This window comes from Streptomyces sp. NPDC096136, from assembly GCF_044763325.1.
Lineage (GTDB): Bacteria > Actinomycetota > Actinomycetes > Streptomycetales > Streptomycetaceae > Streptomyces.
The window spans coordinates 124,333-137,269 of record NZ_JBIWFZ010000017.1 but is presented as its reverse complement, the minus strand read 5'-3'; the positions used below and the strand labels follow the sequence as shown (position 1 = coordinate 137,269).

Genomic DNA, 12,937 nt, shown 5'->3' with positions numbered 1-12,937 from the left:
TCACCCACGTCGTCCGCGCCGTGCTGGAGCCGCCATGTCCGACACCCTCCGCGAACCCGTCCCCGCCACCCGCCCCGTACTGGTCCGTCCCCGGATCCCCGAGAACGACTGGGACGACTGGCGCTGGCACATGCGCCGGCGCATCACCAACGTCGAGAAGGCCAGGCAGTGGATCAACCTCAGTGCCGGCGAGGAGGAGGCCATCGCCGGGGTGGCCGGCAAGTACCGCTGGAGCGTCACCCCGTACTACGCCTCCCTGATGGACCCGGACGACCCCGCCTGTCCGGTCCGGCAGCAGGCGGTGCCGGCGCTCGGCGAGCTGATGGAGTTCCCCGGTGCCGAGGTCGACCCCGTCGGGGACACCTACTACCGCAAGACCAACCGGGTCGTGCACAAGTACCCGGACCGCGTGATCATGCTGATCACCGAGGCATGCCCCGTCTACTGCCGCCACTGCACGCGCAAGTTCCACACGACCGACGTCGACGGCACCTACTTCCGTGACGACGAGGGCGGCTCCTTCGACGAGGACCTGCGCTACATCGCCGACCATCCCGAGATCCGGGACGTCCTGCTGACCGGCGGCGATCCGCTCTCCTACCAGGACGGCAAGCTGGAGGAGATCATCGCCGGGCTGCGGGCGATCCCCAGTGTGGAGATCATCCGGATCGGCAGCAGGTTCCCCGTCCTGCTGCCGCAGAGGATCACCGAAGACCTCTGCTCCATGCTCGCGCGCTACCACCCGGTCTGGCTGAACACCCATTTCAACCACCCCAAGGAGATCACGCCGGACGCCGCGGCGGCCGTGGACCGCCTGCTGCGGCACGGCATCCCGGTCGGGAACCAGACGGTGCTGCTGCGCGGGATCAACGACGACGTCGCCGTCATGCGCACCCTGATGACCGAGCTGCTGCGGATCCGGGTCCGTCCGTACTACCTCTACCACTGCGACAACGTCACAGGGGTCTCCCACTTCATGACGACGGTGGAGAAGGGCTGGGAGATCATGGACGGCCTGCAGGGCCACATCACCGGGTTCGGCGTGCCCCAGTACGTCCTGACCACCAGGATCGGCAAGATCCCCATCGCGCGGCCCTCCTACACCCCCACCCCAGACGGCCTGCTGCTGCGCAACTACCGGGGCCAGGAGATGGTCGTCGGCGGGGACGCGCAGCCGATCACGGAGTCCGACGCACGATGAGCACACTCGACAAGCGGCTCGGGCAGCGCTTCCTGCCCTACGGAGCGAACTACCTCGACTGGTCCGACATGTCGGAGCTGAAGAAGGTGATCGAGCACCAGGTCCTGTTCCGGTACCAGACCGAGACCGAGAGCATGGCCTCCCGCCTGGAGCAGACCGTGGCCGCACGGCTCGGTGCGGGCCACGCCCTGGCCGTGCACAACTGCACGGAGGCACTGCGGCTGGCGCTGGTCTCCACCCGCCCGGCGGTCGGCGACCCGGTGTACATCCCGGCCGTGACGTTCGTCGCGGTGGCGGGAGCGGTGCTGTCCTGCGGTCTGATCCCGGTCCTGGTCGACGCCGACGACTCGCTCTCGATGGACCCGACGCTGCTGCCGGCGGACGCGCAGCGCGTGATCACGGCCCACATGGAGGGCACCGTCGCCCCGCTGCCGACGGGCGTGCCCTACCTGATCGAGGACTGCGCGCAGTCACTCGGCGCACGCCTGCCCGACGGCCGGTACGCGGGAACGGCGGGCTACGCCGGGACGTTCAGCTTCCACCACAACAAGGTCCTGACCTCGGGCGAGGGCGGGCTCGTCGTCACCGGCGCCGACGAGGCCTGGGCGACCATGCGCCGCTACCACGACCACGGTTCGGCCCGGGTGCCCGGCCACTACCCGACCTGGGACGAGGACGCCCACTTCGGGGAGAACTTCGTGACCAGCGAGCAGGTCGCGGCGGTCCAGTGCCAGCAGTTCCGCCACCTCGACGAGCTGCTCGCCGGACTGGAGCGGATGTACGCGATCGCCATGGCCGAACTGCCCGGCCGCCCCGACCTGGAGGTCCGGCCCCGGGCGGTCGGCGACGTGAAGGTCAGCCTGCGCTTCCGGTGCGAGAGCAAGGAGCTGCGGGACGCCGCGGTGGCCGCGCTCACCGGGGCCGGCATCGCCAGCTGGACGCTCGGGAAGTACCTGCTGCCCGAACACCCGGTGCTCACCGGCCGCCGTTCGCTGTACCGCGACGGCTTTCCCTGGAACCACGCCCCGGAGGGCCCCCTCGCCCTCAGCCGCGACGGCTTCGCCCGCACGAGGGACCTGCTGGACCGCACCCTGTGCCTGCCGCTCTCCCCGGAACTCCCGGAAGCGGAACAGGCGCGCGCGGCCAAGGCCGTCCGCCGGGTGCTGGAGGCGGTGTGAGCGGCGACGAGGTGCTGTTGATGGTGGACGACCGGCCGTCGTCCCTGACCCGCTACGCGGCCCGGGAGCTGGCCGGCCGACTGGCCCTGCTGCGGTTCGAGGGCACCCGGCCGGACCTGCCCGAGGACCACCTGCGGGAGACCGCGCACCTGCCCGCCTTCTGGGTGCGCGAGGACGCGGCGCCGGCCGAGGAGGCCCTGCGGTACCGGGAGTGGGCGGCTGGGCTGCCGGCGGCGCCGACCAGGTTCTGCAACCCCTCCGAGCCCCGGCAGGCGGCCGCCCAGCGGTTCGCGCGGCTCACCGGCCTGCCGCACCTGACCGAGCGGCAGGTGGCCCTGGTCCGCGACAAGGCGGAGATGAAGGCCTGCTTCCGGGAACTGGGCCTGCGCACGGCGGAGTTCGAGCGCGTGCGGTCGGGCGCCGGGATCGAGCGGTTCGCCGGCCGGCACGGCTGGCCGGTGGTGCTCAAGCCGGTGGACTCGTTCGCCTGCGTGGACACCCACCGGCTCGACGGGCCGGGCGACCTCGCCGGGATCGACCTCGGGGCCCGGGACTGGATGGTGGAGGCGTACCTCGGGGGGACCGAGTGGGAGGTCTGCGCGATCGTCCTCGGCGGCGAGGTCCTCGACGCGTGGCCCAGCGCCATGCCCTGCCGCCCGCTGGACATCGTCGACGGCGCGATGAACGCCAACATCAGCGTCGGGACCGGCGAGGGTCCGGCCGTGGACCTGCGGGCCCTCGTCCAGCGCATCGTCACGGGCATGGGCATCGACCACGGCTACGCCCACATGGAGTTCTTCCTGATCGACGGCGAGGTGTACGCCGGCGAGATCGGCGTGCGGCTCGCCGGCTGCGAGATCCCCGCGAACCACGGCCACGCGTACGGCTTCGACGTGTTCGGCGCCACCCTTTCGGTCTACCTCGGCCGACGGCCCGACCTGCGGTACGGCGAACGCCGCTGTGCGGGAGATCTGCTGCTGCCGCTGCCCGGTTCCGGGACGATCCGGCGGATCACCTCGCGGGAGGAGCTGCTGGGGATGCCCGGGGTCATCGACGCGGTGCTCAAGGTGCGCGCCGGTGACACCGTGACGGCCCGCCGCGCCTCGCACAACGCCTCGGGGTACGCCCATGTCGTGGGAGCCTCGGTCGGGGAGGTCGAGAGCCGCATGCGCGACGTCCTGGCCCGTTTCACGATCGAGGTGGTGGCGCAGGAGTCCTCCGCCGTCCCAGCCTGACCGCCGCCCGAGCCGGCCGCCGCAACGGCGGCCCGGCACCCCGCCCCGGCCGCGCCGCGCGGCCACCGGAACGGAGACCGACACGTGACCAGCGGCCTGCCCCGTCGCTTCCTCGACCTGCTCACACGCCCCCGGGTGGCCGGGGCGGCCTGGTGGAGCGTCGTCTCCAGACTGCCGGTCTACCTGATGTCGCTGGCCCTCGTCCTGACCGTCCGTGAGCAGGGCGGCAGTTACGCCCAGGCCGGGCTGGTCGCGGCGCTCTACACCATCGGGATGGCCCTGGGCAGCCCGCTGATCGCCCGCCGCCTCGACCGCAGCGGCCGCGCGGCGGTGCTCACCGCGACCGCCGTCGCCTACCCGCTGGCACTCGCCGTCCTGGTGTGGGCGACCCGCCCGGGCGGCTGGGCGCAGCCCGCGGCGGCAGTCGTCGCGGGGATGGTGCTGCCGCCCGCGAACGCCTGCATGCGCTCGCTCTGGGCGCGGCTGCCCCTGCGGGAGGAGGAGCGCGAGACGGCCTACCTCTGGGAGGCGCTGCTCACCGAGGTCCTGGTGATCGGCGCGCCGCTGATGCTGGCGGCGCTGATGCTGGCCGGCCCGGCGGGCCTGGCGCTGACGGTGATCGCGGTGGTGGGCGGCGCGGGCACGCTCGGGCTCGCGTACACCCGGCTGCCCGCCGGAACCGAGGCCGCCCCGCAGGCTCCGAAGGGGCCGCGCCACCCGCTGGGCCCGCTGCGGGAGCCGGCCCTGCTGGCGCTGGCCGGCATCATGGCCGTCTCCGCGGTGCCGATCGGTCTGCTGACCCTGGCCATCCCGGCGTTCGTCGACCGGCACGGGGCTCCGGGCGGCGCGGGCGTCGTGTACGCCTGCTGGGGTGTGGGCAGCGCGCTGGGGGCCCTCTGGCTCGGTCGGTCCCAGTCGGAGGTGGCCCCCCAGGTGCGCCTGGCCCGTCTCCTGCTGGCCTACGCCGTCGGCACCGCGCTGACACTGCTCGCCGGCTCCCAGGTGGGCCTGGCCGTGGCGCTCGCGGTGGGCAGCGTACCGATCGCCCTGGTCTCCGCCACCGAGATGAGCCTGGTGAGCGGCATCGCCGAAGGGCGTTCCATGGCGGAGGCGTTCACCTGGGCGTCGCTGGCCACCGTCATGGGCGACGCGCTGGGCCAGCAGGCCGGCGGGCTGCTGATGGATCCGTTCGGGCCGCGGACGGTGTTCGCGGTGGCGACCGGAACCGCTCTGGCCGCCGCCGCGCTGGCCTTCGCCTGCCGGGGGCTGCTGGCCCGGCGTGCGGTGCCGGTGCTGAAGCGCGCGGCATGACGGCCGGGCCCGGCAGGCCGGAGCCGTGACCCGTACCGGCGCGCGCGCAGCCGCTCCCCGCCCTCTGCCACCCCGTCCTTCCCCCTCTCCGTCCTCCCCTTTCCCTGTCCTTCCCGCTCCCCGTCCCCTTCACCCCGCGCCTCCGGCGCCGACGACACGAGGTGGTCCACCATGAACGCCGCGCTCACCGAGCAGCGAACCGACGGGCCTGCCGGGCCGGGCCCCCTGTTCCGCCCGGTCGACGGGCGGGAATTCGCCCGGGCCGTCCGGGAGTTCCTGGACTCACCCGGGCTCCTGCCGGTGCCGGTGCCGACCGGGGACCGCGCCGATCTGGCGGAGAGCGTCGAGCTCGCCGGGCGGCTGTACGGCGGTCTGCGGCGGCCGCACCCACTGGACGTCGGGGTCGTCCTGGGCGCGGGGCACCTGCCCGAGGGGCTCGCGGAGCTGGCCCGTCCGTTCGCCCGGACGTGGGCGGGAGAGGAGGAGCTGGCGGACGTCGCGGCGTTCCGGGCCCGGCACGGCGGTTCGCTCCTGGTCGTCGGCCGTTACGACCGGCTCACCCTCGACCCCGTCCGGGACCTGCTGATGGCCACCTACCGGGGCCCGCGGCACGGCCTGACGCTGCTGAGCGGCCGCGACGGTGCCTCGGTCTGCTGGAACGTCGCCAAGCAGTACGCGGAGCCCGCCCTCGACGTCGACGCGCTGGGCCTCTTCACCGACACGGACCGGCCGCCGCGGCTGCCCGGTGTCCAGGTCTACGACGACCGGGACTTCGAGCGCGCCGACATCCAGGCGGAGATCCTGGGCACCCGGTGGCGGCGGGTGGGGTTCCAGGGCCACGGCAAGGACGACAGCGTCAACCTCGGCGAGTTCACCATCTGCGGGCTGAACGCCTCGGCTCCGGCCACTCCCGGGCTGCTCGGCCCGCGCTGCGCGTACGGGCTGCCCTGCTACAAGCCGGAGGACAAGCTGGTCCCCCTCAACCGGGTGGAGGCCGTGGAGCTGGTGCTCAGCGCGTGCAACAGCGGTCCGCTCGCGGACCTCGCCCTCTACGACCCGAAGTACCAGCTGCTGCTCAACGCGCTCGACGGTCCGGCCCGTACGGTGGTCTCGGCGGTGTCGGTGCACGACTCCGACCGGCCCGAGAACGTCGCCTGGATGCACGGCGCCCTCACCGGCGCGGACTCGGTCGACACCCTCAACGCCAGCCTGGCGGGCTCGCACCCCTACCCGGCGTTCATGCGCTTCGGGCTGCCTGGCGCGCCGCAGGACACGCCGGCGCCGCCCGCTCCCGCCGACCACCGCCCCGATCCGCTGCTGCTGACCGTGGGCGCCCGGCTCACCGCCTACCTCGCCTCGGACCTGCTGCCGCACCACCACGCGCTGCGGCCCCGGCTGACCAGACTGGCCCGGAAGGTCGACCTCTGGGTGGCCAGGCCCACGCACCTCGCCGACCAGTCGCCCGAGCAGATCGAGGCCTCGCTCACGGCGGACCTGCAGTCCCTCGACCACGTGATCACCGAGCAGGTCGCCGCCGATCCCGAGACGGAGCTGATGAACTATCCGGCGTACTTCGGCGACCGCAGCGGCCTGGACCCGGACGTCCGGGAGGTCACCTGCCACTGCGGCCGCCCCGCCCAGGAGTTCACCCGGCGGGGCCTGCTCCCGCACGTCCTGGACACGACCTGCGCCGTCTGCATGCGGTGCGGCGACGTCACCTTCCGGATCCCGGACGCGCCCGCGCTGCTCGCCCACGCCGCCGACGAGGTCGCGCAGGGCGGGGTGCTGGAGGTACGGGCCACGGTCACCTCGGCCCGTACCGGGCCGGTACGGCTGGGCCTCTTCGTCCCGACGTACCTGCGCGAGGACACGACCGTGGAGCCCGCCACCACCAGGCTCCGGCTCCGCGGCGGGCGGGCCGAGGATGTCGCCTTCCGCGTGCGCTTCGCCTCCGGGACCGCCCCGCAGGCCTACTACTTCACCGTGTTCGCCGTACAGGACCTGGCCGTCTCCACGGCCCGGCGCCACTTCGGCGTCGTTCCCCGGACCGCCTGACCGACCCCCACCCCCCACGAGGAGAAGAGCATGCAGAGCGAGGACGTAGCCGAGCGGGGCACCGCGCCCGCTGACAAGCCGGCGATCGAACTGATCGAGCAGAACGGCGAAGTGACCCTCAGCATCGGGGGCGAGCAGGCCATGCAGGCCTGGGAGCGGGACCTGATGTGGGCCAGCGCCGACATGCTGTGCGAGTACGGAAAGGACTTCTACGAGGTCGGGCTCGGGCTCGGCCTCTCCGCCCTGCGCATCGCCGGCCACCCGGCGACCCGCAGCCACACGGTGCTGGAACTCTTCGGCGAGGTCGAGGACCTGTTCCGGGCCCGCCACCCCGACGTGCCCGACAACCTCACGATCGAGCGCGGCGACTTCTTCGAGCGGATCTTCGAACTGCCGTCGGAGAGCATCGACGGGATGTTCTTCGACCCCGCCCTCGACATGGAGGTCTGGACGGACGCCGGGCTGTGGGCCAGGGCCATGCCGGAGGTCGTCCGGGTGCTGCGCCCCGGCGGCGTCTTCATCCCGTTCTTCAGCACCAAGCCGGAGCTGCGCTGGCAGTACCTCCCGCACTTCCGCCGGATCCGGGTCGAGCGGCACCCCTTCGTCGCGTACGACACCACCGAGTACACGCACGGCGGCACGACCGGCGACGCGTTCATCCAGTGCTTCCTCAAGGACTGATCCGGTCCGCCCTTCGACCGCTCGCGACCGCGCACCCGCTCTCCTCCCGGAGGTACCTCCCATGGCCATCACGCCGCCCCTCGACCGCCCTGCCTCCCCCGCCTCCCCCGGCATCCGCCCCGACCTGGGCATCCGCTCGGTCTTCCTCGCCGGGCCGTTCATCCAGCTGCTGGACCCCGAGACCGGGGAGATGCCGGCCGGTGCCCGGGCCCCGTTCGACGTCCTGATCAAGCACTTCGAGGCTCAGGGGCTCTCCGTGCACAACGCCCACCGCCGCGAGGCGTGGGGGGCGGAGCTGATGCGGCCGGAACAGTGCACCAAGCTCGACCAGGACGAGATCCGCAAGGCCGACGTGTTCGTGGCCCTGCCGGGCCACCCGGCCTCCCCCGGCACCCACATCGAGATCGGGTGGGCCAGTGCCTTCGACAAGCCGATCGTCCTGCTGCTGGAGCGCGACCGGGAGTACACCTTCCTGGTGCAGGGCCTGCACACGGTCGCGTCGGTGGAGTACGTGGTCCACACGGACGTCGCCGCCTGCCTGCCCGCCGTCGACCGGGCGGTGGACCTGGCGGTCCTGCGGCAGCGGGAGGGCAGCGGCGGCCGTCGATGAGGACTCCCGGCCCGCCCCGGGCCGGCGGTTTCCGCCGGACCGGGGCGGGCGGCCGGACGGGGTACGGGCGCCTGAGCCTGGAGACCGGCGCCGCCGGGCGACCGTCTTCCGTCGGCCGTACGGGGGAGGTCCGGGGAGGCCGTCGGGGGTGTGGGGCGCGTGCGGGTGCGGGAGGGGGCAGGCTGGTCAGGGGCGACGGACCTCGCCCAGCGGACGACAAGGAGCTCGCCGTGGCCCACGCAGCCGACCCGCCACCCCGGCAGGCGCACGGTACGCCGGAGGGCGCGGCCGTCGCCGCCACCCGCTCGCGCGTGAGCCTGCGCGTCAACGGGATCCGCCACGAGCTCGACCTGGATCACCGGGTCACGCTCCTCGACGCCCTGCGCGAGCACCTGGACCTGACCGGGGCCAAGAAGGGATGCGACCACGGGCAGTGCGGGGCCTGCACCGTCCTCGTGGACGGACGGCGCGCCAACAGCTGTCTGCTGCTCGCCGTCACCCTCGACGGCTGCGGGGTCACGACCGTGGAGGGCCTCGCCGGGCCCGACGGCGCCCTCCACCCGCTCCAGCGGGCGTTCATCGAGCACGACGCCTTCCAGTGCGGTTACTGCACCCCCGGCCAGCTCTGCTCCGCCGTCGGCGCCCTGCGCGAAGCCGCCGCCGGCGACCCCTCGCACATCACCGCCGCCGGTCCCCAGGCAGGACCCGTCGCGCTGACGGCGGAGGAGATCAGGGAACGGCTCAGCGGCAACCTGTGCCGCTGCGGCGCCTATCCGGCGATCGTCCGGGCCGTCGCCGACGCCGCCGCGAACGCCTCGGCGACCACGACCGGCGCCGAGGTGATCGCATGAGGCCCTTCGCCTACGTACGCGCCACCAGCCTGCGCGAGGCCGCCGAGGCGCATGCCGCGCACCCCGGCGCCCGCTACCTCGGCGGCGGCACCAATCTCGTGGACCTGATGAAACTGGGCGTCGAGACCCCCACCGCCCTCATCGACATCTCCCGGCTCCCCCTGGACGAGATCACCGCACTCCCCGACGGGGGCCTGCGCATCGGTGCCACGGTCCGGGGCAGCGACCTGGCCGCCGACCCCCGGGTGCGCGCCCGCCACCCGCTGCTCGGGCAGGCCCTGCTCGCCGGCGCCTCCGGCCAGCTGCGCAACGTCGCCACCACCGGCGGCAACCTGCTCCAGCGCACCCGCTGCGCCTACTTCCAGGACCCCGCCAAGCCGTGCAACAAGCGCGAACCGGGCAGCGGCTGCGGAGCACGGGACGGCATCCACCGCGACCACGCGGTCCTCGGACACTCCGAGCACTGCATCGCCACCCACCCCTCCGACATGGCCGTGGCCCTCGCCGCGCTGGACGCCGAAGTCGAGCTGTACGGCGGACCGGACACCACCCGGACGGTGGCGGCCGCCGAGTTCCACCGGCTGCCCGGCGACCGCCCCGAGCAGGACACCGTCATCCGCCCGGGAGAGATCGTCACGGCGGTGCTGCTGCCCGCCCCGGCCCCCGGAGCCGTCTCGTCCTACCGCAAGGCCCGCGAACGCGCCTCGTACGCCTTCGCCCTCGCCTCGGTCGCCGTCGTCCTCGACCTCGACCCCGGCGACGGCCGCGTGCGCCGCATCGCCCTCGCCTTCGGCGGCCTCGCCCACCGGCCCTGGCGGGCCACCACGGCCGAGGCGCTGCTGACCGGGGCCGCGCCCCATCCCGACGCCGTGCGCGCCGCGGTCGACGCCGAACTCGCCCGGGCGCGGCCCCTGCGCGACAACGCGTACAAGGTCCCCCTCGCCCGCGGCCTCGCCTGCGACACCATCACCACGCTGGCCGGTACGCACCCCGGTTCCCCCGCCACGCGCTGAGCGGCTCCACCGACCAGGACAGGACCACAGGACCCCGATGAGCCCCACCTCCGCCACCCTCGACACCGCCGCCGAGGCCCTGCTCGGCACCCCCGTCCCGCGGCGCGAAGGCCGGGAGAAGGTGACCGGCGCCGCGCTGTACGCCGCCGAACGGCACCTGCCGCGACGGGCCTACGCCTGGCCGGTGCCCGCGACGATCGCCCGCGGCCGGATCACCGCCGTGGACACCGCCGCCGCGCTGGCCCTGCCCGGCGTGCTGGGCATCCTCACCCCGTACGACGCACCGCGCCTGGGCCCGTCCGACGACCCCACCCTGCAGCTGCTCCAGGACCTGCGGGTACCGCACCGCGGCTGGTACGTGGCGCTGGCCGTCGCCGACACCCTGGAGGGGGCACGCGCCGCCGCGGACGCGGTGCGCGTCACGTACGCGGCGGAGCCGCACGACGTCGTCCTGCGCGAGGGACACCCCGGCCTGTACACGCCGGAGGTGGTCAACGGCGGCTACCCCGCGCACCGCGAGCAGGGGGACCCGGGCGCGGCCTTCGCCGCCGCGCCCGTGCGCGTCGACGTGCGCTACGCGGTGCCGCCCCTGCACAACCACGCGATGGAGCCGCACGCGGCCACCGCGGACTGGGACGCCGGGCGCGGCCACCTCACCGTGTACGACTCCTGCCAGGGCACCACGGTGGTGCGCGCCGTCCTGGCCGGACTGTTCGGGCTGCCCGAGGACCGGGTCACCGTCCTGGCCGAGCACGTGGGCGGCGGGTTCGGCTCCAAGGGCACGCCGCGGCCCCACGTCGTCCTCGCCGTCATGGCCTCCCGCCACTGCGGACGCCCCGTCACCGTGGCGCTGCCCCGGCAGCACATGGCCGCCGCCGTCGGCCACCGCGCCCCCACCCTGCACCGGGTCCGGCTCGGCGCCCGCGCCGACGGCACGCTGCTCTCCCTCAGCCACGAGGTCACCACGCACACCTCGCGGGTGCGCGAGTTCGTCGAGCAGGCCGCCGTACCGGCAAGGGTGATGTACGCGGTCCGGGACAGCCGCACCACGCACCGCGTCGCCGCGCTCGACGTACCCACGCCCTCCTGGATGCGCGCCCCCGGCGAGACCCCCGGCATGTACGCCCTGGAGTCGGCCATGGACGAGCTGGCCGACGCCCTCGGCATGGACCCGGTCGAGCTGCGCGTACGCAACGACCCGGCCACCGAGCCCGACAGCGGCCGCCCCTTCAGCAGCCGCCACCTCGTGGAGTGCCTGCGCGAGGGCGCACGCCGCTTCGGCTGGGCCGGCCCCCGGCCGCCCCTGCGGGAGGGGCCGTTCCTGGTCGCGAGCGGCGTGGCCGCCGCCACCTACCCGGTGTACATCGCCCCGGCGGGGGCCCGGGCCCACGCCCGCCCCGACGGGAGCTTCCTCGTCGAGGTCAACGCCACCGACATCGGCACCGGAGCCCGTACGGTCCTCTCCCAGATCGCCGCCGACGCGCTCGGGGTCCCGCTGGAGGCCGTCGCGCTGTCCCTGGGCAACAGCGCGCTGCCCGCCGGCCCCGTGGCCGGAGGTTCCACGGGGACGGCGTCCTGGGGCTGGGCAGTGCACGACGCCTGCACCGCCCTGACCGACCGGCTGGCCCGGCACCACGGCCCGCTGCCCGACGCGGGGCTCTGCGCGTCCGCCGACACCACCCAGTCGGCGAAGCAGAAGTCCCCGTACGCGCGCCACGCGTTCGGGGCGCACTTCGCCGAGGTCCAGGCGGACACGGTCACCGGGGAGGTACGGGTCCGCCGGCTGCTGGGGGTCTTCGCCGCCGGACGCGTCCTCAACCCGCGCACGGCCCGGTCGCAGTTCATCGGGGGGATGGTGATGGGGCTGGGCATGGCGCTGACCGAACACGGCGGCCTCGACCCGGCGTTCGGCGACTTCGCGGAGCGCGACCTGGCCTCCTACCACGTGCCGGTGAACGCCGACGTCCGCACCGTCGAGGCCCACTGGATCGACGAGCACGACAAGCACCTCAACCCGATGGGCAGCAAGGGCATCGGGGAGATCGGCATCGTCGGCGCCGCGGCGGCCATCGGCAACGCCGTGAGCCGGGCGACCGGCCGACGCCTGCGCGAGCTGCCCCTCACCCCCGACCGGGTCCTGGCCGCCCTCGCCGGCGGGGGCGACTGCGCCGAGGGGACGTAGCCGGGTGTGAGGGTCATCGGGATTTCATCGCCCCTTCCTAGCGCGGCCGCGTCCGAAGACGACGGAGCCGCAGGGGAAGGGCGACCCGATGGCGCGGGGACGCAGAGCGAGGCCGCCGAGGGCGGCCGTGGCCGCGGTGGCCGCGGTGGCCGCGGTGGCGGTGATCGGCACGATGTCGGCGGCCGGGCCGCGGGCCACCGGGGCGCCGGGCAGGGGCCGGACCGGCCGACGATCCGGTACACCGGATACGGAATCCCGCACCTCATCGCCTCGGACCGGGAGGGGCTGGGAACGGGCTACGGATACGCGGCGGCCGAGGACGACATCTGCACCCTGGCGCAGACCTACCTGATGGTCGACGCCCGGCTCTCCCGGTATCCGGGGCCCGATGGCAGGGCGAGCCCCGGCGAGCACCAGAACACCGCGACCAACCTGAACAGCGACGTCTCGGCCGGCGCGCCCAGGACACCGTCGACGCCGCCCATGCGACGTGCGGAATCCACGGGCCTCGCCGTCCTCGATGCGGCGGCGGCGCGTGGCCTTCCCGCGCGGCGGCGTGGTCCGCCGCCGGCGACCCGCAAGGTAGCCGGGGGCGCGCGGCGCGGGGCATCCGGAACGTT

The 12,937-nt window shown here is 74.3% G+C and carries 10 protein-coding genes and 1 pseudogene; all 11 read left to right on the top strand.

What is annotated here, in order from left to right:
* Nucleotides 1-34 precede the first annotated feature (34 nt).
* Nucleotides 35-1,201, top strand: a complete 1,167-nt coding sequence (gene blsG / locus ACIRBY_RS28840; protein WP_403905832.1) for an arginine 2,3-aminomutase — start codon at nt 35-37, stop codon at nt 1,199-1,201.
* On the top strand, nt 1,198-2,379 hold the full coding sequence (locus tag ACIRBY_RS28835) for a DegT/DnrJ/EryC1/StrS family aminotransferase (RefSeq protein WP_403905830.1): 1,182 nt from the start codon (nt 1,198-1,200) through the stop codon (nt 2,377-2,379). Before blsG ends, ACIRBY_RS28835 begins: the two co-directional genes overlap by 4 nt.
* Complete coding sequence (locus ACIRBY_RS28830; protein WP_403905828.1) at nt 2,376-3,614, top strand: ATP-dependent carboxylate-amine ligase; 1,239 nt, start codon at nt 2,376-2,378, stop codon at nt 3,612-3,614. The genes ACIRBY_RS28835 and ACIRBY_RS28830 overlap by 4 nt, the downstream gene beginning before the upstream one ends.
* 84 nt (nt 3,615-3,698) lie before the next feature.
* The gene (locus ACIRBY_RS28825; protein WP_403905825.1) at nt 3,699-4,925 is read left to right on the top strand and encodes an MFS transporter; all 1,227 of its coding nucleotides are present in this window, start codon (nt 3,699-3,701) and stop codon (nt 4,923-4,925) included.
* Nucleotides 4,926-5,096: 171 nt separating this feature from the next.
* The gene (locus tag ACIRBY_RS28820) at nt 5,097-6,980 is read left to right on the top strand and encodes a hypothetical protein (RefSeq protein ID WP_403905822.1); all 1,884 of its coding nucleotides are present in this window, start codon (nt 5,097-5,099) and stop codon (nt 6,978-6,980) included.
* A 30-nt stretch (nt 6,981-7,010) separates the two neighbouring features.
* Nucleotides 7,011-7,661 (top strand): class I SAM-dependent methyltransferase, encoded by a 651-nt coding sequence (locus ACIRBY_RS28815; protein WP_403905819.1) that lies wholly within the window; start codon nt 7,011-7,013, stop codon nt 7,659-7,661.
* A gap of 61 nt (nt 7,662-7,722) precedes the next feature.
* Nucleotides 7,723-8,271 carry a nucleoside 2-deoxyribosyltransferase gene (locus ACIRBY_RS28810; protein WP_403905817.1) on the top strand — a complete coding sequence of 183 codons (549 nt, stop codon included), beginning with the start codon at nt 7,723-7,725 and terminating at the stop codon, nt 8,269-8,271.
* 230 nt (nt 8,272-8,501) lie between these two features.
* The gene (locus tag ACIRBY_RS28805) at nt 8,502-9,122 is read left to right on the top strand and encodes a 2Fe-2S iron-sulfur cluster-binding protein (RefSeq protein ID WP_403905815.1); all 621 of its coding nucleotides are present in this window, start codon (nt 8,502-8,504) and stop codon (nt 9,120-9,122) included.
* Nucleotides 9,119-10,135 carry an FAD binding domain-containing protein gene (locus ACIRBY_RS28800; protein ID WP_403905812.1) on the top strand — a complete coding sequence of 339 codons (1,017 nt, stop codon included), beginning with the start codon at nt 9,119-9,121 and terminating at the stop codon, nt 10,133-10,135. Before ACIRBY_RS28805 ends, ACIRBY_RS28800 begins: the two co-directional genes overlap by 4 nt.
* Before the next feature lie 37 nt (nt 10,136-10,172).
* A complete protein-coding gene (locus ACIRBY_RS28795) occupies nt 10,173-12,317 on the top strand; it encodes a xanthine dehydrogenase family protein molybdopterin-binding subunit (protein ID WP_403905810.1) in 2,145 nt (714 codons plus the stop codon).
* A 6-nt stretch (nt 12,318-12,323) separates the two neighbouring features.
* Nucleotides 12,324-12,701 (top strand): annotated as a pseudogene (locus tag ACIRBY_RS28790) (penicillin acylase family protein); the annotation flags it as partial.
* Between the last annotated feature and the right edge of the window lie 236 nt (nt 12,702-12,937).